We start from the raw sequence: 21612 nt of genomic DNA, 5'->3' as shown, positions 1-21612 counted from the left end.
CCTTACTTCTGCGGCGAGCCGGCCAGCGGCGTCTTCAGGTAGGGGAAGCCGGCCGTGACGAAGGTCTCGTCGAGGTAGGCGCCGTCGGTGAAGCGCAAGGCGCCGGCCGGGGCGTCGGCCGGCGTGCAGCCCAGGTTGAGCGTGCACAGCTTGCCCATCATGACGCGCAGCGCGATATCCACCACGTCGTCGCCGGGGCGGCGGCCATTGGGGAAGCCCGCGTTGTCGCCGTCGATTACGCCCAGCCGCTTCTGTGCACCGCTGGGCGTGGGAGCGATGGAGGTGTTCAGCCGCAGCATTTCGGAGGCGGTGACGGTGGCGGGCTGGTTCAGGCCTTTCACGCCGGTGAGGAAGGCCGCCACCAGGTCGTTGCGCGGGAAGTTGGTCGGCGCCTTGGCGCCGGCGCTGCCGTACAGGATTTCCACCAGCGCGGGCAGGGTGGGGTTGGTGACGTAGTCGGCGAACTGGCTGTCGCCGGAAGGCTTGCTGTGGTTGAAGCGGTCCTTGTCCTTCAGGCCGATCACCACCTCGTTCACCAGCGGCGCGCCCAGGCGCGACACCTGCGTCCACGCGCCGCCTTCCCTGGATGATCCGACAGCGCTGCCCGGCGTGGGGTTCAGCAGGCGGCCCTGGCGCATGCTGGCGGTGGTCCAGCCGCCGATGACGGGGTCGCCGCCGGTGGCCGATGCGGTCAGGCAGTCGGCCGCCACTTCCAGTTCGATCGACGTGACGTTTTTGAGCGCCAGGTCGTCCCTGGCGTTCTTTTCGGCGCTGGCCAGGAACTCGACGGCGGGCGCCTTGATGTTGATCAGGTCGAAGGTCTCGCCCAGGTTGACCACGAAGGGATCCTTGCGCTGGCCGACGAACATGCGGGCCGGGGTGGCGCAGCCGGGGATATTCACCGCGTACATATGCTTGGCCGAGTAGGCGGCGTAGTCGGGTATTGATTTGTTGCCGATATTGTCAACCGGCTTGTCGAAGGTGGCGCTGCCGCCGGACGCGTTGGTCACCGAGGATCGGGCGCCGCTGCGGCGGTCGCCGCGCACCACGGCCACGGTGTAGGTCTCGCGCACATTCAGGCCGGCCGGATTGACGTCGTTCACCGCGCCGCCATTGATGACCAGCGGGATGGACACTTTCTTGCCGCCCACGGTGAGCTGCGTGTCCTTGTTGGTGCTGCTGAAGCGGAACTGGAAGCTGAGATCCTCTTTGGCGTCGCCGTTGTTGTCGATGTGGATCTCGTACAACGCGTCCGGATCCATGGCGAAGTAGTTCGGGCCGCCGTAGGCATCCTGCAGCGGCACGTAGTTGGCGATCAGGGTGACGAATTTCTCTCGTCCCGGCTCATAGCTGCGGAACATATAGAAATCGGTGGCGTCCACTTTGGGATTCTTGGTGATGAAGGGCGCTTCCCGGTGGCTGGATGCGAACGCTGCAGGCGCTAGTGCAATGGCCATCAGGCTGCCGATCAAGGCAGCCCGCAGCGGGTACTTCTGGTTAGTTGCCATGCTAATTCCCCTTTATGTAGGTGGTCTTCGAAGTGCTGCACAGGCATATACGGAGAGGGGAGCGGATCGGATTCAAAAATTGTGAAATTAATCTGCGACATGGTGCATTTTGTTTAATACAATCGAGGTCGGATGATCCGGCAGCAAGGAGGCGGTTCGCATATGCGCCCATCAGAGCAGCTTTCCAAACGCAAGCCAGCCAGCCGTGTCCGTGCCGGCCTGGCGGTGTGCTGCGTGTTTGCGGGGCTGCATGGCGCGCTGGCGGCGCCCGCAGGCGAGGCGATCCTGCCTTTGCCCCAGGCCGCGCGGCAGGATCCGGCCAAGGTCGCGCTGGGGCGGCGCCTGTTCAGCGATGCGCGCCTGTCCGGTGACAAGCGGCAGTCCTGCGCCGCCTGCCACAATCCCGCCGCAGCGCAGACGCGGACGCAGGCGCAGCCCCGTCCCGGCATGCTCGATGCGCCCACCGTCTTCAATGCCGCCTTCAACTTCCGCCTTTACTGGGACGGCCGCGCCGCCACGCTGGAGCAGCAGGCCGGCAGCGCCATCGAGAACCCCGCGGAAATGGCGGCGCGCTGGGCCGATGTGCTGCGCACCGTGGAGCAGGACGCGGACTACCGGCGCGGCTTTTCCGCCGCCTTCCGCGACGGCGTAACGCGGGCCAATATCGAGCAGGCCATCGCCGCGTATGAGCGCACGCTGACCACGCCCGGTTCGCGTTTCGACCGTTACCTGCGCGGCGACTACGGCGCCATCAGCGCCGCCGAGCGCGAAGGCTATGCGCGCTTCAAGCAGGCCGGCTGCGTCGCCTGCCATCAGGGCGTGAACGTGGGCGGCAATATGTACCAGCAGCTGGGCGTGATGGAGGCCTACCCGGACCGGGACGTCGCCGCCAGGCGCTTCAAGGTGCCCAGCCTGCGCAACGTGGCGCGCACCGCGCCCTATCTGCACGACGGTTCGGCCGCCACGCTGGAGCAGGCGATCGGCATCATGTTCCGCTACCAGCTGGGCCGCCCCGGCAGCAAGGAGGACCAGGCACTGATCGCCCAGTTCCTCGCCACGCTGTCCGCGCCGCCCGGAGCGCAGCCATGAAGGGCTGGCGGCGCGCGGCGCGCGGCTGGCTGCCGTTTGCCTTGTTGGCCGCGCTGCTGGCCGGCGCGCTGCTGTATCTGTACCAGGATGCCAGGGACTACGACGCGTCCAGCTATGCCGGCAACGTGGCGCTGCTGCGCCAGATCAAGGAGCTGGATGCGACCTGGGAGCTGGACGTGATGAAGTCCCGCATGGGCATGAACCAGAATTACGATGCGCTGGTGGCCACCCAGCGCGAGCTTGAAGCGCTGCCGCAGCAGGTCCGCCTGCCGCCGCTCCGGTCCGGCGACGCCTCCACCGAAGCGCTGGCCGCCGGCGTGGCGGCGCTGCGGCGTGAGCTGGCGGGCAAGGCGGCCATGATAGAGCTGTTCAAGTCGCACAACGCGGTGCTGCGCAATTCGCTGGCCTATCTGCCGGCCGCCACCGGCGACATCGTGGAGCTTGGCGCATCCGGCGCCGGCCGGGGCGGACTGCGGCAGGCGGGCGTGGCCGCCAACAAGGTGCTGCTGGCCACGCTGGTGCACAACGAGAACGCCAGCGACGAAACCCTGTTCGACATGGAACTTGCGCTGGCCGTGCTGTCGGCCGGCACGCGCGGCCTGCCGCCGCAGCTGGCGCAGCGCCTGGAGCTGCTGGGCGTGCATGCGCGCACGGTGCTGCGCGAACAGCGCGCCGTGCGTGATCTGCTGGCGGCCATCGTGGCCGCGCCGGTGGAGCAGCACCTGGACCGCATCGGCGACCTGCTGAGCGCGCGGCAGCAGAGCGACACGGTGCAGATGCAGCGGCACCGCCTGTATCTGCTGCTGCTCTCGGCCGCGCTGGCGGCGCTGCTGCTGTACGCGGCGCTGCGCCTGGTGCGCAGCCACGCCATCATCCAGCGCGTGAACCAGCAGCTGCGCCAGGCCAACGAGGGACTGGAGGCGGCGGTGCGCGAACGCACCGGCGAACTGCTGCGCGCCAACGGCCAGCTGCACACCGAGATCGCCGAGCGCAAGCAGCTGGAAGGGCGGCTGGTGCAGTCGGAGAAGCTGGCCTCCGTAGGCCAGCTGGCGGCGGGCGTGGCGCACGAGATCAACAATCCGCTGGCCTTCCTGGCGGCCAATTCGGCCATGCTGGAGCGCTACCTGGAACGCATGTTCGACATGCTGGCCGCCTACGAGGAGGCCGAGCTGGCCATGGCCGGATCGGCCGACGTGGCGGCGCGCCTGAAGGAAAAGCGCGAGCGGCTGGAGCTGGCCTATCTGCGCGAGGACATTCCGGCCATGCTGGACGAATCGCGCGAGGGCATGGGGCGGGTCAGCAAGATCGTGCTGGCGCTCAAGGAGTTCGCCAGCAGCGCCGCGCAGCAGCGCTGGGAGCTGGCGGACCTGAACGGCTGCGTCGACGCCGCGCTGCACTCCGTCGCGGCCGACGTGGACAAGGCCGCTGTCGTGGACAAACACTACGGCGCGCCGCCGCCGGTCGAATGCATGCCAGCGCAGCTTAACCAGGTGGTGGTGAATCTGCTGCTCAACGCCAGCCAGGCCATGGGGACGCAGCGCGGCCGCATCACGCTGCGCACCGGGACTGTGGGCGGCCAGGCCTGGCTCGAGGTGGCGGACGACGGCTGCGGCATGGCGGCCGAGGTGCTGCCGCGCATTTTCGATCCCTTCTTTACCACCAGGGACATAGGCCAGGGCACGGGCCTGGGCCTGGCGCTCACCTACGGCATCGTGCAGCAGCACCAGGGCCGCATCGACGTGCAGTCCGAACCGGGCAAGGGCAGCACCTTCCGCGTTTCATTGCCGCTACGGCGGAGCGGCGAAATATAGCCACGCGGCGCTGGTTCTGCAATAGAATCGTAGCGTCGTCTTCGCCAGCAGGAGGTGCACCACCCATGCGCTCGCGCAAGCAGCGTTCTCCCCGCAGGCAAGCTATCGGCGTGCGCGCCAGCCTCGCTTTGCTTGTCATTGGCTGCATTTTGCCCATGGCCGTAGTGGCTGCATTCTTGATAGTCGATTTCTACACCCGCGAACGCGCGCAGCTTCTGGCCAGCACGGTTACCCAGGCGCGCGCCATCATGGCCGCTGTCGACAGCGGCTTTGCCCGCACCGAGGCCGCGCTGCTGGCGCTCGGCACCTCCCACCAGTTGCAGCGCGGCGACCTGGCCGGCTTCCACAGCCGCGCCGTCGAGGCGCAGGCCGATATGCACGCCGACGGCATCGTGTTGATCGACCCGGACGGCCGCCTGCTGCTGTCCACCCGTCGGCCCTACGGCGAGCGGCTGCCCAAGCTGGCCAGCGCGCCGCTGCTCAAGCGCATCCTGGCCACCGGCCGGCCCGGCGTGTCCGATCTGTTCCCCTCCCCGGTGGACGGGCAACTGATCTACACCATCGGCGTGCCAATCCGGCGCGGCGCAGACGCCGCCATGACCTTGAACGCCACCGCTACGCCGGCCCGTCTGGCGGGGCTGCTGGCGGAGCGCTCGCTCCCTCGCACCTGGCGGGTCGCCATCGTCGACGGCAGCGGCAAGATCGCCGCGCGCAGCCACGACATCGAACGTTTTGTTGGCCGTCCCACCACATCGGCCTTGCAGCGCCAGCTGGCGCTGGCCGACGAGGGCGGCTTCGAGACCACCACGCTGGACGGCATCCCGGTGTACAGCGTGTTCAGCCGCTCGGCCACCAGCCGCTGGAGCGTGGCGCTGGGCATTCCGCTGGACGAGCTGACGGCCGGCTTGCGCCGCTCGCTGGCCTGGCTGATCGTGGCCACCCTGGCCGCGCTGGCGGCCGGTCTGGGGCTGGCCTGGCGCATCGGCGGCGGTATTGCGCGCTCGGTGCAGGCGCTGGCAGGGCCGGCGGCGGCGGTGGCGGCCGGCGTGGTGCCGGAGATACCGCCGCTGGCGCTGCGCGAGGCCAATGAACTGGGCCTGGCCCTGCAGCAGGCAGCCGCCTCGGTGCGCACCGCCCAGGCCGAGCGGCGCGAGAGCGAGCAGCAGCTGGCGCTGGCGGCCGAGGCGGCGCGCCTGGGCATCTGGGTGCGCGACCTGGTGCAGGGCAAGGTCTGGGTGTCGTCGTCCTGGCGCGAGCTGTTCGGTTTCCTCCCGTCCGAACAAATCTCGGTGGCGGCGCTGCTGCAGCGCGTGCACACGGACGACTGCGCCGCCGTGCGGCGCGTGCTGGCGCTGGCCGACACCGGCGAACGCTATGAAATCGAGTACCGCGTCGCGCTGCCGCAGGGCGGCCTGCGCTGGGTGGCTTCGCGCGGCAGCTGCGAGACCGGCGGCGACGGCAAGCCGCGGCTGGTGCGCGGCGTGGCCCTCGACATCACGCAGCGCAAGCTGGCCGAGCTGGCGATGCAGCAAAAGCAGCGCGAAGTGACGCACCTGGCGCGCGTGGCCACGCTGGGCGAGCTGTCCGGCGCGCTGGCCCATGAGCTGAACCAGCCGCTGACGGCCATCCTGAGCAACGCCCAGGCGGCGCAGCGCTTCCTGCGCCAGGCCACGCCGGACCTGGACGAGGTGGGCGACATCCTGGCCGACATCGTGGCCGAGGACCAGCGCGCCGGCGAGATTATCCGCCGGCTGCGGCGCCTGTTCGACAAGCGCGAGACGCCGCTGCAGCCGGCCGCCGTGAACCCGCTGGTGATCGAGGTGCTGCGCCTGCTGCGCAACGATCTGCTCAGCCACGGCGTGGCGCTGTCGACGGTACTGGGTGCGGAGGATGCGCACGTGCTGGCCGACAGCGTGCAACTGCAGCAGGTGCTGATCAATCTGCTCATGAACGCCGTCGACGCCATGGCCATGACGGACGCCGGCGCCAGGGCGATCGGCGTGCGCACCGGACTGGATGACGAGGGCTGGTTGCGTATCAGCATCGCCGACTGCGGCAGCGGCATCCCGAATGACGCGCTGGACCAGGTGTTCGCGCCGTTCTACACCACCAAGGACAGCGGCATGGGCCTGGGTTTGTCGATCTGCCGCAGCATCGTGGCGGCGCACGGCGGCCAGCTGTGGGCCGAGAACAATCCGGACGGCGGCGCCAGCTTCCATGTGCGCCTGCCGTTGGCGGCGGCTGCGGAAACGGCGGCGCCATGAGTGCCCCTCCGCCCCGGGTATTCCTGGTCGACGACCAGCCCGCCATTCTGAAGGCGCTGGCGCGCTTGCTGGCCTCGGCCGGCTTCGACGTGGCGCCCTATGAGTCGGCCCAGGCCTTCCTCGCCAGCGGCAGCGCGGCGGCGCCCGGCTGCCTGGTGCTGGACCTGGCCATGCCGGAGATGGACGGCATGGCCTTGCAGCAGGCGCTGGCCGGGCAGGGCAGCCTGCTGCCGCTGGTCTTCCTGACCGGCCACGGCGACATCGCCAGCGGCGTGCTCGCCATGAAGCACGGCGCCTTCGACTTCCTGACCAAACCGGTGGACGGCGACAAGCTGGTGGCGGCGGTGCAGGCCGCGCTGGTGCTCAATGCCCAGCGGTGCGCGGAGGACGCCGAACGCGGCGAGCTGCGCGCCCGCTACGACAGCCTGACCCCACGCGAGCGCGAGGTGATGGCGCTGCTGATCGAGGGCCTGCTCAACAAGCAGGTGGCGGCCGAACTGGGGACGGTGGAAAAGACCGTCAAGGTGCACCGCGCGCGCGTGATGGCGAAGATGCAGGTGCGCTCGCTGACCGCGCTGGTGCGCCTGGCCGACAGGCTGCGCGGCGCGCAGGACTGAGACCGGAAACCGGCCGCGTTGGGCCAAGGTCCAATATCGCGCCGCCCGCCGGCGCGTTATCTTGCTACTCATGGACACCAAAATACATCCCTGGGTAGCCGTCGTGGACGACGAAGCCGCCATCCGCCGGGCGCTGCTGCGGCTGCTGCGCGCGGCCGGCATTCCGGCCTGCGGCTACGACGGCGGCGCCGCGCTGCTGGCGGCGCTGCGCGACGACGGCGCCGGCGCCCCTTACTGCGTAGTGCTGGATCTGCACATGCCGGACATGTCCGGCTTCGAAGTGCAGCAGCACCTGGCGGAAGTGGCGCCACGCACCGGCGTCATTGCCGTCACCGGCCAGCACTCGCCGGAGATCCAGGCGCGCGTACAGCGCGGCAGCGCGCTGGCCTACATGCTCAAGCCGATGAACGACCTGGAACTGCTGGAGGCGATAGCCGCCGCCCGCAGCGGCTGGGAATAAAACAACAACACTGGAGAACATCATGGCAAGCTTGTCCGAATTGCAGCAGGCCGGCATCCTGATCGTCGACGACCGTCCCGCCAACGTGCTGCTGTTGAAGGCCATGCTGGAGTACGCGGGCTACACCCGCGTTGCCTCCACCAACGACCCGCGCGAAGTGGTGGCGCTGCACCGCCTGCACCGCTACGACCTGATCCTGCTGGACCTGAACATGCCCTTCATGAATGGCTTCGAAGTGCTGGCGGGACTGAAAGAGGTGGAGGCGGGCGAGTATCTGCCGGTGCTGGCGGTGACGGCCGCCCCCGAGCACAAGCAGCGCGCGCTGGACGCCGGCGTGATGGACTTCGTCTGCAAGCCCTTCGACCATGGCGAGATCCTGGCGCGCATCCGCAACCTGCTGGAAGTGCGCCTGCTGTACACCGGCACGCGCGACCAGGGCGCCCGCCTGGCCTGCTACGATGCGCTGACCGGCCTGCCCAACCGCGCCCTGTTCCAGCGTTCGCTCGAGCAGATGCTGGCGGCTATTGGTGGCCGGGCCAGCGCCGTACTGATGCTGGACCTGGACGGTTTTGCGCGCGTCAACGACACCCTGGGCCACGCGGCGGGCGATGGGCTGCTGAGCCAGTTCGCCCAGCGCCTGCAGCAAGCCGCGCCGGCCGGCAGCGTAGTGAGCCGATTCGGCAACGACGAATTCGCCATCGCGCTGGGCGGCCTGGCCACGCCGCTCGACGCGCAGCAGGTGGCCGAGCAGGTGCGCCACTGCTGCACCCAGCCCTTCCAGCTGGCGCAAGGAGAGGCGCGGCTGACGACCAGTATCGGCATCGCGCTGCATCCAGCCGACGCCGCCGACGCCGCCACCCTCATGAAATACGCCAGCACCGCGCTGCACCACGCCAAGCAGGGCGGCGAGGGCAACTGCCGCTTCTTCACCGACGCCATGGACGTGCAGGCGCAGCGCCGCTTCGAGTTCGAGCGCGCGCTGCGGCAGGCGGTGGTCAACGGCGAATTCGAACTGTACTACCAGCCCAAGGTGGACGTGGCCAGCGGCCGCATGGCCGGCGCCGAGGCGCTGCTGCGCTGGAACCGTCCTGGCCATGGCGCGGTGGCGCCGTCGGCCTTCATCCCGCTGCTGGAGGAGACCGGCCTGATCGTGGAAGTGGGCGCCTGGATCATCGACACGGCCTGCCGCCAGATCGCGCTGTGGTCGGCCCGCCCCGAGGGACCGGTGCCGGTGGCCGTCAACGTGGCCAGCCGCCAGTTCTCCGACAACCAGCTGCAGCACACGGTGGCGGAAGCCATCGCGGCGCACGGCATTGCGCCCGGGCTGCTGTCCCTGGAGGTGACCGAGAGCGCGCTGATGGACGACACCGAGCGCACCGCCACCAGCCTTGCCGCGCTGCGGACCATGGGCGTCAAGGTGGCCATCGACGATTTCGGCACCGGCTATTCCAGCCTGGCCTACTTGAAGCGCTTCCCGGTGGACGTGCTCAAGATCGACATCGCCTTTATCCGCGAGGTCACGGTGGACCCGGGCGCCGCCGCGCTGGTGGACGCCATCATCGCCATGGCGCACAGCCTGGGCCTGGAGGTGGTGGCCGAGGGGGTGGAGACCGAGGCGCAGCTGGCCTACCTGGCGCGCCGCCGCTGCGACCAGATCCAGGGCTATGTCTTCAGCCGCCCGCTGCCTGCCATGCAGTTCCAGCACCTGCTGCTGAGCGCGGCCGGCTTGCCCGCACCGGCCGCGGGCGGCGCGCCCGTGCGCACCCTGCTGCTGATCGACGACGAGGCGCATGTGCTGTCGGCCCTTCAGCGCCTGCTGCGCCAGGACGGCTACCGCGTGCTGACGGCCAATGGCGCGGCCCAGGCCTTTGAAATGCTGGCGCGCCACGAGGTGCAGCTGGTGATGTGCGACCAGCGCATGGAGGAGATGAGCGGCACCGAGCTGCTCGACAAGATCAAGGGCATGTATCCGGACACCTTCCGCATCATCCTGTCCGGCTACACCGACCTGGCCACCATCATGGACTCGATCAACCGGGGCTCGCTGTACCGCTTCTACACCAAGCCCTGGGACAACAATATGCTGCGCGAGAATATCCGCGCCGCTTTCCGCCACTACTGGCAGCTGCATGGGCTGTCGAGCGCCGGCGACGCGCTGTGCGCCTGAGCCCAGGCCACGTGAGACCGCCATGTCCGCCAGCCGTTTTGCCTCTCGTTTCCTATCCGCCGCGCTGGCTTTGGTGTGCGCGCCGGCGCTGGCCGGCCCGTCCGGCGAGCCGATCCAGCCGGTGCCGCAGTCGCTGCGCCAGAACCCGGCCCAGGCCGCGCTGGGGCGCCGCCTGTTCAGCGATCCGCGCCTGTCCGTCAACGGCCGGGTGTCCTGCGCCAGCTGCCACGACCTGGCGCGCGGCGGCGCCGACAGCCGTGGCGTGTCGCTCGGCCTGGATGGCAAGCCGGCCGCGCTGAACGCGCCCACGGTGCTCAACGCGGCGCTCAATTTCAAGCAGTTCTGGAACGGCCGCGCCGACACGCTGGAGGCGCAGATCGGCCTGGTGGTGGAGAACCCGGCGGAAATGGGATCGCGCTGGCCGGACGTGGTGCGCAAGGTGCAGCAGGACGCGGGCTACCGCAGCGGTTTCGCCGCCGCCTACAAGGACGGCGTCACGCGCGCCAACATCGAGCACGCGCTGGCCTCGTTCGAGCGCACCCTGATCACCCCCAATTCTCGCTTCGACCGCTACCTGCGCGGCGAGCACGGCGCGCTCAGCGCGGCTGAGCGGGCCGGCTATGCGCGCTTCAAGCAGTACGGCTGCGTGGCCTGCCACCAGGGCGTGAATGTGGGCGGCAATATGTTCCAGAAGTTCGGCGTGATGGAGGACTACGCGGGACGGCGCGGCGCCGCCGCCCGGCAGGACAGTGGCCGCTACGCACTGACCGGCAGCGAGGAGGACCGCTATGTGTTCAAGGTGCCCAGCCTGCGCAACGTGGCGCGCACCGCGCCCTATTTTCACGACGGCTCGGCCGCCACCCTGGAACAAGCCATCGACATCATGTTCAAGTACCAGCTGGGACGGCCCGGCAGTCCCGAGGACAAGGCGCTCATCGCGCAGTTCCTCGCCACGCTGAACGCGCAGCCGGCGGGCCAGCCATGAAAGCCGCCCTGCCTCTCGCGGCACTGGGGCTGGTGCTGTCCGGCGCGCTGCTGTTCCTGTACCGGCAGGCGCCGGGCAACGACGCGCCGGCCTACTTCGAGAACGTGGCGCGGCTGCGCCAGATCAGGCAACTGGACGCGCAATGGGAACTCGATGCGATGAAGTCCAAGCTGGGCATCAACCAGAGCTACGATGCGCTGGCCGAACCGCTGCCGCAGTTGGACGCCTTGCCGCACCAGCTCAATGCGCGGCCGGGCGCGCCGGACCGGGACGGCGGCGCGGAGCTGGCCGCCGGCGTGGCGGCGCTGGAACGCGAATTGGGGCGCAAGGCTGCGTTGATCGAGTCGTTCAAGTCGCACAATGCCGTCCTGCGCAACTCCATGGCTTTCCTGCCGGTCGCAGCCGACGATATTGCCGCGCTGGCCGAGCGTTACAGCCAGCCGGGCCGGGGGGGCACGCTGCGTTTCATGCGCACCGAGGCCGGGGTCCGCAAGGTGCTGCTGCAGGTGCTCATGTTCGAGGACGGCGCCCGCTTTGACCAGGCAGGCTTTGAGCGCGCGCTGGCCGGCATGATGGCCAGCCAGGACACGCTTCCGGCGGACCTGGCCGGCGCCCTGCGCCTGTTCGTGGTGCACGTGCGCACGGTGCTGCGCGAATGCCAGAAAGTGCAGGATCTGCTGGACCGCATCGCCGCCGTGCCCACCGCCGCGCACATGGACCGCATCAGCACCCTGCTCAACCGAGGTCAGGAGCGCAATGCGCTGCAGATGCAGCAGCACAGGCGCTACCTGCTGCTGCTGTCGGCCGCGCTGGCGGCGCTGCTGTTGTACGCGGCCTGGCGCCTGATCCGCAGCCACGCCATCATCAACAGCGTCAACGGCCAGCTGCGGCAGGCCAACGAGGGGCTGGAGGCGGCGGTGCACGAGCGCACCGCCGAACTGGAGGGCGCCTACGGCCAGCTGCAAAGCGAGATGGCCGAGCGCAAGCAGCTGGAGGGACGGCTGGTGCAGTCGGAAAAGCTGGCCTCCATCGGCCAGCTGGCGGCCGGCGTGGCGCACGAGATCAACAACCCGCTCGGCTTCCTGGCCTCCAATGCCGACATGCTGGAGCAGTACCTGGAGCGCATATTCGAAATGCTGTCCATCTACCAGGACGCGGAACCGGCCATGGCGCCCGTGCCCGGACTGGCGGCGCGCATGCGGGCGCAGCGGGTGCGGCTGGAGCTGGACTATCTGCGCGCCGACATTCCCGTGATGATGGCCGAATCGCGCGATGGCATGGGCCGCGTGAGCAAGATCGTGCAGTCGCTGAAGGACTTTTCGCGCACCGACTCGCTGCAACAGTGGGAATGGGCCGACCTGCACCGCTGCATCGACTCCACGCTCAACATCATCGCCAGCGAAGTGCGCAAGGTGGCCGATGTGCGCAAGGAATACGGCGCGCTGCCGGAGATTGAATGCATGCCGTCCCAGCTCAACCAGGTGTTCATGAATTTGCTGGTGAATGCCAGCCACGCAGTGGGGCCGCTGCGCGGCCTGATCACCATCCGCACCGGCGTGGCGGACCAGCAGGCCTGGATCGAAGTGGGCGACAACGGCTGCGGCATCTCGGACGAGGTGCTGCCGCGCATCTTCGATCCCTTCTTCACCACCAAGCCCATCGGCAAGGGAACGGGGCTGGGCTTGTCGCTGTCCTACGGCATTGTGCAGAACCACCACGGCCGCATCGATGTCGAGACCGCGCCCGGGGCGGGTAGCCGCTTCCGCATCACGCTGCCGCTGCGGCAGCGGACGGAGGTTTACGCCCAGCCCGCCAGGCGCAGCGCCAGCCCGGCCAGCGCGCAGGCGCCGATGACCGGCATGACGCCGGCCTTGTAGCGCAGCAGCGCCACCGCCGCGCCCAGCGCGATCAACGCGGCCGGCCAGTCCAGGCGGCCGGCAAAGCCCGGCGGCCAGAGCACGTGGTAGCCGAAGAACAGCGCCAGGTTGACGATCACGCCCACCACGGCGGCGGTGATGGCCGTCAGCGGCGCGGTGAACTTCAGGTCGCCGTGCGTGGATTCGACCAGCGGGCCGCCGGCCAGGATGAACAGGAAGGACGGCAGGAAGGTGAACCAGGTCACCAGCGCGGCCGCTGCGGCGCCGGCCAGGAACAGCAAGCCCGGCCCGAGCGCGGCCTTGGCGTAGCCGCCCACGAAGGCGACGAAGGCCACCACCATGATCAGCGGGCCGGGCGTGGTTTCGCCCAGCGCCAGACCGTCCATCATCTGCGCGGCGCTGAGCCAGCCGTAGTGGTCCACCGCCCCCTGGTAGACATAGGGCAGCACCGCGTAGGCGCCGCCGAAGGTGAGCAGGGCGGCCTTGGTGAAGAACCAGCTCATTTGCGTCAGCGTGTGCTGCCAGCCGAAACAGGCCGCCAGCAGCGCCATGGGCACGGCCCACAGCGCCGCGCCGGTGGCAGCGATGCCGGCCAGCGCGCGCCAGCGGAAGCGCGCGTGCGCCGGCGTGGGCGTGTGGTCGTCGATCAGCGCCGGGCCATAGGACTGCTGCGCCGCGCCGTGGCCTCCGCCGGCCTGGAACTGCTTTGGCAAATAGCGTCCGCCCGCGTAGCCGGCCAGCGCCGCCGCCAGCACGATGGCGGGGAAGGGCACGCCGGCGGCGAAAACGGCGGTGAAGGACGCGGCCGCGATACCCCACAGCCAGCCGTTCTTCAGCGTCCGGCCGCCGATGCGGTGCGCCGCCTGCAGCACGATGGCGGTGACCGCGGGCTTGATACCGTAGAACAGGCCAGCCACCAGCGGCAGGTCGCCGAAGGCCATATAGATCCAGGACAGGCCGATGAGGATGAGCAGCGACGGCAGCACGAACAGCGCGCCCGCCGCCACGCCGCCCCGGGTGCGGTGCATCAGCCAGCCGATATAGGTGGCCAGCTGCTGCGCTTCCGGGCCGGGCAGCAGCATGCAGTAGTTCAGCGCGTGCAGGAAGCGCCGCTCCGAAATCCAGCGGCGGCGCTCGACCAGCTCCTGGTGCATGATGGCGATCTGCCCGGCCGGCCCGCCGAAGCTGATGAAACCCAGCTTGAGCCAGAAACGGAGCGCCTCGCCGAAGCTGACGGGCGCTGGGGCCGGCGCTACCGTCATGGCTTCTTCTGCTGCAGCGACAAAGCCTGGATGCGCGGCGGCGAGGTGGGCGTGAGCAGCACGCTGCCGGCCACCCTGCCATGCTCGCAGCGCCAGACGAACTCGCCGGCCAGGGCGCCGCTGGCGCCGATCGGGGCCGAGGTGTCGCAGTTGCCGACCTTGGCCTTCAGGCTGGCCAGTTCGCGGCGCCAGCTTGCCGCGTCGGCGTCCATCAGGAAGTTCATGGCCAGTTGGCCTGCGGCGGCGCTGACGTCGCCCTGCTGGTAGATGTCGCCGGCGCTGCGGTAGGCGGCGGCCAGGTCCGCGCTGGCTGCCGTGCTGCGGCGCTTGAGGAAACCGCCCTTGCTGAGCACCATCGCCGCATCCCATACCGGCACCGACGAACCCGAGTAGCTGCGGTTGGTGAAGGCGAAAATGCCCACGCCCTGTTCCGGCAGCAGCAGCACGTGCGAGCCGTAGCCGGGATAGCCGCCCCCATGGCTGAGCGCCGTGCCCAGTTCGCAGTCGGTGGCCGCGATCATGCCCATGCCGTAGGCCGACGCCTGGCGGCAGCTGTCCGCGCCGGTATGGCCCTGGCGCGCGTTCGCGTGCGGGAAGTTGGAGCCCTGCGCCAGCTCGCGCACCGTGGCGCGCTGCACCGGGCCGGCGTCGGCGCCGTCGCGCGGCGGCCACGCCGACAGCAGATAGGCCACCCATTTCGAATAGTCCACGGCGCTGGTCTGCACGCCGCCCATGGCGCCGAACGCGCCGTGGGCCATGGTGGGCTCCAGCGTCCACGCATTGTCCGCCCAGTGGTAGCCTTGCGCGCGGCGCTCGCGCGGGGCGGCGTCGGCCACGAAGCCGGTCGATGTCATGCCCAGCGGGCGCATCAAAGTGGCGGAGATGGTGTCCGCATACGGCTTGCCGGAGACGTTGCCGATGATGCGGCCCAGCATGGCGTAGCCCAGGTTGGAATACTCCATGGTGATGCCGGGCGCATTGCTGAACGGGACGCCGCCGCGCAGCAGTTTGGTGAACTCGGCTTCGGGCAGCGGCGTCTGGCGGTCGCCCCAGGGATCGTCAGTGACCAGGCCGGCCGTGTGGTTCAGCAGGTCGCGCACGCGGATGCGGGGCGAGTCCTGGGTGGGATACTTCCAGGCCTTCAGCTCAGGGATATAGTTTTCGGCCGGCGCGTCGAGCTGCAGTTTGCCGTCGTCGCGCAGCTTGAGCACCGTGAGCGCGGTGAAGGCCTTGGTCATGGAGGCGATGCGGAACAGCGTATCGGGCGTGACCGGGCGCTTGCTGTCCAGGTCCTGCACGCCCATGCCGCGCACATAAGCCAGCTTGCCGTCGGCGACGATGCCGTACACCAGGCCCGGGACGTGCTGGTCCAGCGCATAGTCGGCAAAGATCGCGTCCACCTTGGCGAACAGCGCCGCGTCGCGTTGTTCGTTGGCCAGGGCCGGCGCGCATGCCCCGGCGGCAGCGGCGAAAATCATGACGGAAAGCTTGATTGGAGACATACCGGTTCCTCTGATTGGGCTATTTTCAGGAAAATGCTTTTTCACGCCATGCGAAAGTAGCACGATTCTGAAGCTAACCCAAATGCTGAGCCGCTATCACGAACTCCACCGTGATTTCCGGCCCCAGCGCGACGAACAGCTGCTGCTCCCGCAGCGCCCTCATATCGGACAGCTGATACGGCACCTGGTATTCATCCAGGCGCCGCAGCAAGGCCTGCCACTCGGCTGCGCTGTCCAAGCGCAGCGCCAGGTGGTCAATGCGGGCCGGCGCCCGCGCGATGGCCGTGCGCGGGCCGGACTGCGCATCGGGCCGCTCGATCAGGTGCAGCACCGGCCGGCCATCCAGATACAGCCAGTGGCCGCCTACGCCGAAGGCCGGCCGCGCGCCCTCTTCCATGCCGGCCACATGGACGAAGAAGCGGCGCAATGGCGCGCAGTCCGGCGCGACGATGGTGACGTGATCGAGCTGCATGGCGGATTTACAGCAAGCCGCCGCCGTCCACATCGACCACGCTGCCGGTCATGAAGCCGTTCTGCATCAGCATCAGGTAGGCCTGCGCCAGATCGCTGCCCTGGCCGACGCGGCCCACCGGTATGCTGGCGCCGGCGCGCGCCGCCATGGCCTTGCGGTCCGCCTCGCTCAAATCTCCCCACATGCCGGTTTCCACCATGCCGGGACTGACGGCGTTGACGCGCAGCGGCGCCAGTTCCTTGGCCAGCGTTTTGGCCATGATGTCGGTGGCGGCGTTCATGGCGGCCTTCACCAGGCCGCCGGGCACCGCCTTGCGCGACAGCAGGCCGGAAGTCAGCGTGATGGAACCGGCGCGGTTGATGCTGCCCAGGGCGCGCTGCGCAACGCGCATCTGGCCAAAGAACTTAACGTTGAAGGCGGCGATGGCGTCGGCCACATTCAAGTCCGCCAGCTTGGCCGACGCGATCACCGGGCCTGCCGTGACGACCAGGTGGTCGAAGGGGCCGATGCTGTCGAACAGGCGGGCCACCGATGCGTCGTCGCTGATGTCGACGTGGGCGGTGCTTATCGATGTTGGAAAATCGGCGGGCGCCGCGCGGCGGCCGGCGGCGATGACGCGCGCGCCTTCCGCTGCAGCCTGCTCCGCCACTGCGCGGCCTATGCCGGACAAACCGCCGATGACTACTACAGTCGTGTTTTTCATGATTGCTCTCCTCAGTTCAGGCTGCTGCCGCCAGCGGCAGCGATGGGTAATCCGTATAGCCGCGCTCCGTGCCGCCGAACAGCGTGGCGCCGTCGAATTCGGCCAGCGGCAGGTCTTGCAGCAGGCGGCGCGGATAGTCGGGATTGGCGACGAAGGGGCGGCCAAATGCGACCAGGTCGGCATAGCCGTGACCGAGCACCCACTCGGCGCGCGCCTTGTCGTAATTGCCCGCGACGATGATGGGGCGGGCAAAGCGCGCGCGCAGCTCCTGCCGGAAGGTCTCGGTGAATTCGGGCGCGTCGTCCCAGTCCGCTTCCACCAGGTGCAGGTAGGCGATGCCGCGCTCTTGCAGGAAGGCGGCCGCGTCCAGGATGGTCGGCAGGATGTCCGGGCAGTCCATGCCGCGCGCGGTGAGGAAGGGCGCCAGACGGATCGCCGTGCGCTGCGCGCCGACTTCGTCCGCGACGGCGTCGACCACTTCTTTCAGGAAGCGCAGGCGGTTCTCGCGCGTGCCGCCGTATTCGTCGGTGCGCACGTTGGACGTGGTGCGCAGGAACTGGTCGATCAGGTAGCCGTTGGCGCCGTGAATTTCGACACCGTCGAAGCCGGCCTCGATGGCGTTGCGCGCCCCGATGCGGAAGTCGTTGACGATGGCGGCAATCTCGGCGCGCTCCAGCTCGCGCGGGGTGGGGCAGTCCACCATGGCGCCGATCCCCGTGTCCGCATCAACCTTCCAGATCTGGCCTTGGAACGGCACGGCGGACGGCGCCACCGGCAGCGCGCCGCCGTGGAAGTCGGGATGGGACATGCGGCCCACGTGCCACAGCTGCAAGAAGATGCGGCCGCCGGCCTTGTGGACGGCATTGGTCACCAGGCGCCAGCCGCGCACCTGCTCCTTGCTGTAGATCCCCGGCGTAAAGGAATAGCCCTTGCCCTGCGGCGAAACTTGCGAGGCCTCGGAGACGATCAGGGCTGCCGAGGCGCGCTGCGCGTAGTAAGCCGCGTTCAGGGCGTTGGGCACATCGCCGGGCTGGGAGCTGCGGGCGCGCGTCATGGGCGCCATCACGATGCGGTGCGGCAGGGTGATGTCGCCCAGGGTGAGGGGAGCGGAAAGCTGCGGGATCGATTGCATGGAAGACTCCAGAGAGGTTTTGACTGGATTCATTATGCGGACGGGGCAACGAATTGATAATTGGGCTAACATTTGAACAATTATCAAAAATTTTGGAATAATGATGGACAATCTCGGTGACATCCGCCTGTTTGTCGAGGCTGCCAGCCTGGGCGGGCTGTCGGCCGCCGGGCGCAAGCTGGGGCTGTCGCCCGCCGCCGCCAGCGCCCGTTTGCTGAAACTCGAAGCGGCGCTGAACACGCGGCTGTTCGAGCGCACCACGCGCCAGCTGCGCCTGACCGCCGAAGGCGCCCTCTACCTGGAGCACTGCCGCCATGCCCTTGGCGCGCTGGACGACGCCCACGCCGCGCTGCAGGCCGGCCGCAGCGCCGTCAGCGGCAAGCTGCGCATCGCCGCCACATCCGATTTTGGCCGCCATGTGCTGCAAGGATGGCTGGAAGAGTTCAACCTGCTCTATCCCCAGATCACGCTGGCCTTGATCCTTGGCGATGCGGTTGCCAATTTGCTGCAGGACGACCTGGACCTCGCCATACGCTTCGGCGTGCCGCAGAACAGCTCCATGGTGGCGCGGCCGCTGGCGTTCAACCGCCGCGTGCTGTGCGCGGCCCCCGCCTACCTGGCGGCCCACGGCACGCCAGCGCATCCGGCCGACCTGCACCGCTTCGACTGCATCGCGCTGGTCACCGCGCCGGGCATGGTGAATGAATGGCACTTCGAGCGCGATGGAGAGGTGGAATCGTTTATCGTGCCGGCCGCAGGCGCGCGCGAAACCAATGACGGCGCCGTCGCACGCGAGTGGGCGATCAAGGGCCAGGGCATCGCCATGAAGTCGGTCTGGGACATCGGCGCCGACTTGCAGGCCGGCCGGCTGCAAGTGCTGATGCCCGAGTGGCGCACGCCGGACGCGCCGGTGCATGCGCTATACCAGCAAACCCGCTACATGGCGCCGCGCGTGCGCGCCCTGCTGGATTTCCTGACCGAACGCTTCGCCAAAGCGGGCGCCGAGCTGGAATCCCTGCTGGGCTAATCCGCTGCGCTTGGGCAAGGTCAGGCAAACGCGCGCAGTGGGCACAGTGAAACGGCGCCGCGTGCGTCATCCAGGAACTCAGCCCAGTCCTACCTGTGTGCGGCGCAAGCGCTGATATGGCGGTGCGGACAGCTCATGCAAGATCGAAGTCCGTAGGGCGCAAGTGCGCCCGCCAAACCATGATCGGAGACCCAGATGCGTGCCCTTGTTTACCATTCCGCCCACGACGTTAAAGTCGACACCGTTCCGGACCCCGTGATCCAGGAGCCCGACGACATCATTATCCAGATTACCGCCACCGCCATCTGCGGCTCCGATCTGCACCTCTATCGCGGCAAGGTGCCGGGCATGAAGGAGGGCGACATCATGGGCCACGAGTTCATGGGCGTGGTGGTGGAGGCCGGCCCCGCTGTGACCGCGCTGCAAAAGGGCGACCGCGTCGTCGTGCCCTTCGTCATTGCCTGCGGCAGCTGCTTCTTCTGCGATATGAGCTTGTATTCGGCATGCGAGACCACCAACCCCGATCGCGGCACCATTATGAACAAGAAGTCCCTGCGCTCCGGCGCCGCGCTGTTCGGCTTCAGCCACATGTATGGCGGCGTGCCCGGCGGCCAGGCGGAATATGTGCGCGTGCCCAAGGCGAACGTCGGCCCGATCAAGATCCCGGCCACGCTTGAGGATGAGAAGGTGCTCTTCCTGAGCGATATCTTACCCACCGGCTATCAGGCGGTGCTTAACGCAGGCGTGGGCAAGGGGTCGTCGCTGGCTATCTTCGGCGCAGGTCCGGTGGGACAGATGGCTGCGGCGAGCGCGCGCATGCTGGGCGTGGAGCAGATCTTCATGGTGGATCACCATCCTTACCGCCTGGAATTTGCCCGTGCCACGTATGGCGTCATCCCCATTAATTTCGACGAAGTGGATCCGGCCGAAGTCATCATCGAAAACACCCATTTCCGGGGCGTGGATGCAGCCATCGATGCGGTGGGGTTTGAAGCCAAGGGCAGTGCGGTGGAGACCACGCTGACGGCGCTGAAACTGGAAGGCAGCAGCGGCAAAGCCTTGCGCCAGTGCATCGCCGCCGTGCGGCGCGGCGGGATGGTGAGCGTGCCGGGGCTGTACGCCGGCTTCATCCATGGATTCCTGTTCGGCGACGCGTTTGAAAAGGGGATAGGATTCAAGGCGGGGCAAACCCATGTGCAGCGCTTTATGCCCGAGCTGCTGGCCTTTATCGAAGAGGGCAAGCTGAGTCCGGAAGTGATCATTTCTCATCGCCTGCCCCTGGCGGAAGCCGCCCAGGGCTACAAGATGTTCGACAAGAAGGAAGACAACTGCCGGAAGATTGTGCTCCGCCCTTAGTGCTTGGGGGGGGCTTGGCGCCGCCTCCGGCGCCCTTGTCGCTGCCGGCCTTGGTATGGCCGGCGGCGACCTTGCCTCCCGTGGCCTTATTGAGGCATCGCCGGCGCCTCGATCTCGGCCTTGCGGTCCTCGATCGCTTCGCCCAGCGCCACCAGATCCAGCTTTGCCTTGCGCGCTTTGGGGAACATCTCGCCTTCTTCCTCCTTCACATGGTGTTCGATCTGCTCGGACAGAACTTTGATCTTTGCGTCGTACAGCTCGTCGCCGGGTTCCATGGACAGGATCTGCACGATCAGCTCTTTGGCAGAGGCATGCTCCACTGTCGCCTCGTCGATCAGGTCTTCATTCTCGCCGCTGGCCTGGCGCACGGCGGGATAGAAAATTTCCTCCTCGGCCGTAGCGTGCTTGGTCAGTTCGATGCAGATTTTTTGCGCCAGTTTTTTCTTTGAAGCGAGGGCGCGGTCGCCGAGTTCTTCGTACTGCTCAAACATGGCTTTCACGTTGGCGTGGTCCTGCGTCAGCAACGAGATCGCGTCGATTTCGCCCTGCGCGGTGGGGATTTTTTGGGGCATGGCTGCCTCTGCCTTGTCAGTGGCTTTCATGGTGGCTCCTTGGTTAAGCGTTGAGCAGCGCCTTGCGGCGCCGGAATGGGATGGTTATTTGGAACGGGAGCCGGAGTCGCTGCCGGATTTCGAGGCCGAAGACTTGCTGCCCGAACCGCTATCGGTATCCTTGCTGGCGGACTGCTTGTTGCTGGATTGATTCCCGCCGGATTGATTCCCGCCGGATCCCGAGCGCGAGCCGCTTTGGCCCGAATCGCTCTGCTGGTTGCCGTCGTTCTTGTGGCTCATCGCGCCGGCCTTGCGCGCTTCTTCCGGCGTGAATTCGTGCGCGTTGCCGGAAGCGTGGGCGGCGCGGCCGCCTTCTGCCGCAATCTCGCGCTGCTGCTCCGGATCCATGGAGGCGAAGCCGCGATTGCTGGTGTCGCCGCTTTGGCTGTTGCCGCCGCTTCCGCCGCCGCTGCTGCCTTTGCCGGATTCGGATTTGCTACCTTGCTTGCCTGAGCCGGTGTCGCCGTCTTTGCTGGATTTGCCCGACGAGCCGGTATGTTGATTCGATGCCATGGTGATCTCCTGTGTAGTTTAGCGCTCCGAAGAATGTGGAAGCGAGACCATCTTAGGGTGGCCAAACCGTGCAGCTTGTAGGCGTCCGGGCGCGCAGCCCGTAGGAGAATGGCCTTGGGCTATACTGTTCCGGTTTTCATTCGGGCGTAACAGACAGGGTAAGCGCAGTGTTACGTCGGAAAAGAAACTTGAATGAGCCCCCTTATAAATCAAGGACCTAACAGCGTTAAGGAAGCGCTGATCTATTCGCTTTCCT

18 protein-coding genes are annotated in these 21612 nt (G+C 67.9%); 10 read left to right on the top strand and 8 right to left on the bottom strand.

What is annotated here, in order from left to right:
- Positions 1-2: 2 nt before the first annotated feature.
- Positions 3-1508, bottom strand: a complete 1506-nt coding sequence (locus tag KT882_RS29390; protein WP_228893976.1) for a DUF4331 domain-containing protein — start codon at positions 1506-1508, stop codon at positions 3-5.
- 162 nt (positions 1509-1670) lie between these two features.
- On the opposite strand from KT882_RS29390, the gene KT882_RS29385 reads away from it, so the two are divergent.
- The 8 genes from KT882_RS29385 to KT882_RS30710 all read left to right on the top strand — a co-directional run bounded on the left by KT882_RS29385 (position 1671) and on the right by KT882_RS30710 (position 12778).
- Positions 1671-2597: a cytochrome-c peroxidase gene (locus KT882_RS29385; RefSeq protein WP_228893975.1), complete on the top strand. Its 927-nt coding sequence runs from the start codon at positions 1671-1673 to the stop codon at positions 2595-2597.
- Positions 2594-4408 (top strand): DAHL domain-containing protein, encoded by a 1815-nt coding sequence (locus KT882_RS30715; RefSeq protein ID WP_267478632.1) that lies wholly within the window; start codon positions 2594-2596, stop codon positions 4406-4408. The genes KT882_RS29385 and KT882_RS30715 overlap by 4 nt, the downstream gene beginning before the upstream one ends.
- A 176-nt stretch (positions 4409-4584) precedes the next feature.
- Complete coding sequence (locus tag KT882_RS29365) at positions 4585-6672, top strand: sensor histidine kinase (RefSeq protein WP_228893974.1); 2088 nt, start codon at positions 4585-4587, stop codon at positions 6670-6672.
- Positions 6669-7289 (top strand): response regulator transcription factor, encoded by a 621-nt coding sequence (locus KT882_RS29360; protein ID WP_161070925.1) that lies wholly within the window; start codon positions 6669-6671, stop codon positions 7287-7289. Before KT882_RS29365 ends, KT882_RS29360 begins: the two co-directional genes overlap by 4 nt.
- 70 nt (positions 7290-7359) lie before the next feature.
- A complete protein-coding gene (locus KT882_RS29355; protein ID WP_228893973.1) occupies positions 7360-7749 on the top strand; it encodes a response regulator in 390 nt (129 codons plus the stop codon).
- A 22-nt stretch (positions 7750-7771) separates the two neighbouring features.
- Complete coding sequence (locus tag KT882_RS29350) at positions 7772-9916, top strand: EAL domain-containing protein (protein WP_161070923.1); 2145 nt, start codon at positions 7772-7774, stop codon at positions 9914-9916.
- A gap of 22 nt (positions 9917-9938) precedes the next feature.
- Entirely contained in the window at positions 9939-10901 is a 963-nt protein-coding gene (locus tag KT882_RS29345; protein WP_228893972.1) for a cytochrome-c peroxidase, read from the top strand.
- Positions 10898-12778 carry a DAHL domain-containing protein gene (locus KT882_RS30710; RefSeq protein WP_267478631.1) on the top strand — a complete coding sequence of 627 codons (1881 nt, stop codon included), beginning with the start codon at positions 10898-10900 and terminating at the stop codon, positions 12776-12778. Before KT882_RS29345 ends, KT882_RS30710 begins: the two co-directional genes overlap by 4 nt.
- On the opposite strand, the gene chrA is transcribed toward KT882_RS30710, so the two are convergent.
- The 5 genes from chrA to KT882_RS29305 all read right to left on the bottom strand — a co-directional run bounded on the left by chrA (position 12700) and on the right by KT882_RS29305 (position 17849).
- Positions 12700-14040, bottom strand: coding sequence for a chromate efflux transporter (chrA, locus tag KT882_RS29325; protein WP_228893971.1), 1341 nt, complete (start codon positions 14038-14040; stop codon positions 12700-12702). The genes KT882_RS30710 and chrA overlap by 79 nt on opposite strands.
- A complete protein-coding gene (locus KT882_RS29320; protein ID WP_161070919.1) occupies positions 14037-15542 on the bottom strand; it encodes a serine hydrolase domain-containing protein in 1506 nt (501 codons plus the stop codon). The genes chrA and KT882_RS29320 overlap by 4 nt, the downstream gene beginning before the upstream one ends.
- A gap of 73 nt (positions 15543-15615) precedes the next feature.
- Complete coding sequence (locus KT882_RS29315; protein ID WP_228893970.1) at positions 15616-16014, bottom strand: VOC family protein; 399 nt, start codon at positions 16012-16014, stop codon at positions 15616-15618.
- A gap of 7 nt (positions 16015-16021) precedes the next feature.
- Positions 16022-16717 carry an SDR family oxidoreductase gene (locus tag KT882_RS29310; RefSeq protein WP_228893969.1) on the bottom strand — a complete coding sequence of 232 codons (696 nt, stop codon included), beginning with the start codon at positions 16715-16717 and terminating at the stop codon, positions 16022-16024.
- A 16-nt stretch (positions 16718-16733) separates the two neighbouring features.
- Positions 16734-17849 carry an alkene reductase gene (locus KT882_RS29305; RefSeq protein WP_228893968.1) on the bottom strand — a complete coding sequence of 372 codons (1116 nt, stop codon included), beginning with the start codon at positions 17847-17849 and terminating at the stop codon, positions 16734-16736.
- Between the two features lie 103 nt (positions 17850-17952).
- Here KT882_RS29305 and KT882_RS29300 point away from each other — a divergent pair, with 103 nt between their 5' ends.
- On the top strand, positions 17953-18876 hold the full coding sequence (locus tag KT882_RS29300) for a LysR family transcriptional regulator (protein WP_228893967.1): 924 nt from the start codon (positions 17953-17955) through the stop codon (positions 18874-18876).
- A 195-nt stretch (positions 18877-19071) separates the two neighbouring features.
- Positions 19072-20232: a zinc-dependent alcohol dehydrogenase gene (locus KT882_RS29295; RefSeq protein WP_161070915.1), complete on the top strand. Its 1161-nt coding sequence runs from the start codon at positions 19072-19074 to the stop codon at positions 20230-20232.
- Between the two features lie 86 nt (positions 20233-20318).
- Here the strand turns inward: KT882_RS29295 and KT882_RS29290 are convergent, their stop codons facing one another.
- Together KT882_RS29290 and KT882_RS29285 are read right to left on the bottom strand one after the other, a co-directional pair.
- Complete coding sequence (locus tag KT882_RS29290) at positions 20319-20834, bottom strand: hemerythrin domain-containing protein (protein ID WP_161070914.1); 516 nt, start codon at positions 20832-20834, stop codon at positions 20319-20321.
- A 54-nt stretch (positions 20835-20888) separates the two neighbouring features.
- A complete protein-coding gene (locus KT882_RS29285; protein WP_161070913.1) occupies positions 20889-21356 on the bottom strand; it encodes a KGG domain-containing protein in 468 nt (155 codons plus the stop codon).
- Positions 21357-21612 lie beyond the last annotated feature (256 nt).

The sequence above is a fragment of the Pseudoduganella aquatica genome, assembly GCF_020865585.1.
Lineage (GTDB): Bacteria > Pseudomonadota > Gammaproteobacteria > Burkholderiales > Burkholderiaceae_D > Rugamonas > Rugamonas aquatica_A.
The sequence above is the reverse complement of the archived record's forward strand: the minus strand, read 5'-3'. Positions and strand labels throughout refer to the sequence as shown.

Bases quoted from the DNA above. Each gene is read 5' to 3' on its own strand.
- KT882_RS29390 (WP_228893976.1), bottom strand. From the start codon at position 1,508: ATGGCAACTAACCAGAAGTACCCGCTGCGGGCTGCCTTGATCGGCAGC.
- KT882_RS29385 (WP_228893975.1), top strand. From the start codon at position 1,671: ATGCGCCCATCAGAGCAGCTTTCCAAACGCAAGCCAGCCAGCCGTGTC.
- KT882_RS30715 (WP_267478632.1), top strand. From the start codon at position 2,594: ATGAAGGGCTGGCGGCGCGCGGCGCGCGGCTGGCTGCCGTTTGCCTTG.
- KT882_RS29360 (WP_161070925.1), top strand. From the start codon at position 6,669: ATGAGTGCCCCTCCGCCCCGGGTATTCCTGGTCGACGACCAGCCCGCC.
- KT882_RS29355 (WP_228893973.1), top strand. From the start codon at position 7,360: ATGGACACCAAAATACATCCCTGGGTAGCCGTCGTGGACGACGAAGCC.
- KT882_RS29350 (WP_161070923.1), top strand. From the start codon at position 7,772: ATGGCAAGCTTGTCCGAATTGCAGCAGGCCGGCATCCTGATCGTCGAC.
- KT882_RS29345 (WP_228893972.1), top strand. From the start codon at position 9,939: ATGTCCGCCAGCCGTTTTGCCTCTCGTTTCCTATCCGCCGCGCTGGCT.
- KT882_RS30710 (WP_267478631.1), top strand. From the start codon at position 10,898: ATGAAAGCCGCCCTGCCTCTCGCGGCACTGGGGCTGGTGCTGTCCGGC.
- chrA (WP_228893971.1), bottom strand. From the start codon at position 14,040: ATGACGGTAGCGCCGGCCCCAGCGCCCGTCAGCTTCGGCGAGGCGCTC.
- KT882_RS29320 (WP_161070919.1), bottom strand. From the start codon at position 15,542: ATGTCTCCAATCAAGCTTTCCGTCATGATTTTCGCCGCTGCCGCCGGG.
- KT882_RS29315 (WP_228893970.1), bottom strand. From the start codon at position 16,014: ATGCAGCTCGATCACGTCACCATCGTCGCGCCGGACTGCGCGCCATTG.
- KT882_RS29310 (WP_228893969.1), bottom strand. From the start codon at position 16,717: ATGAAAAACACGACTGTAGTAGTCATCGGCGGTTTGTCCGGCATAGGC.
- KT882_RS29305 (WP_228893968.1), bottom strand. From the start codon at position 17,849: ATGCAATCGATCCCGCAGCTTTCCGCTCCCCTCACCCTGGGCGACATC.
- KT882_RS29300 (WP_228893967.1), top strand. From the start codon at position 17,953: ATGGACAATCTCGGTGACATCCGCCTGTTTGTCGAGGCTGCCAGCCTG.
- KT882_RS29295 (WP_161070915.1), top strand. From the start codon at position 19,072: ATGCGTGCCCTTGTTTACCATTCCGCCCACGACGTTAAAGTCGACACC.
- KT882_RS29290 (WP_161070914.1), bottom strand. From the start codon at position 20,834: ATGAAAGCCACTGACAAGGCAGAGGCAGCCATGCCCCAAAAAATCCCC.
- KT882_RS29285 (WP_161070913.1), bottom strand. From the start codon at position 21,356: ATGGCATCGAATCAACATACCGGCTCGTCGGGCAAATCCAGCAAAGAC.